Source organism: Synechococcus sp. F70.1 (assembly GCF_047502745.1).
GTDB lineage: Bacteria > Cyanobacteriota > Cyanobacteriia > Thermostichales > Thermostichaceae > Thermostichus.
This window is the reverse complement of record NZ_JANSJL010000022.1, coordinates 1-564: the sequence shown is the minus strand read 5'-3', so window position 1 is coordinate 564 and position 564 is coordinate 1. Positions and strand designations below refer to the sequence as shown.

1 pseudogene is annotated in these 564 nt (G+C 50.9%); it reads left to right on the top strand.

The features are described 5' to 3' along the window. Nucleotides 1-164: 164 nt before the first annotated feature. Nucleotides 165-564, top strand: a pseudogene (locus NW860_RS01315) (hypothetical protein); the annotation flags it as partial.

The following is a 564-nucleotide window of genomic DNA, read 5'->3' as shown; positions in this document are numbered from 1 at the left end:
TTGTCTCGGCCCAGGAGTATCGCTTTACCCCCGGCTCGGTGCTGGAGACCACCAGCCTGCGGCTGGACTTTATCAACCCTAGGTTTGGGGGCGGGGTCTCTATTCCTGTTCGATCAACGGCAACTCGGGGGAGTGGAGAAGCTCGACTCGAGGGTATAGAAGCCTTGATTGCACCCACGAACGATAATCGCCTCGCCATCCGGATTGCAGAGCAAGTTCCTCCCCTTGAGATTGTTGCTTTTGCTCCGAATGACGCAAGGTTAAGCACTCGTGTGGATCTCTCGACACCGAATGGTCTTGCATTGCTTGCTAGCGGAGTAGACGACCGCCGCCTTAGGGTTAATACAGTATTCTCGGGTGAGATAGTGATTACGCAGCGAAGAGAAAGGGTCTCAGCTACGTCGACAAGATTACAACCTGACGGAACCCTACAAGTAACTGATCTTAAAGAAGAAGTAGAGGAGCCTACCAGAATAGGTAAAATAACTCTTCAAGTTAAGAGGATTCTGGTCAGCAGATCTGGAAACCAAGTAGTTCTTGAGGGTCAGGCTTTCCTAACTTCAA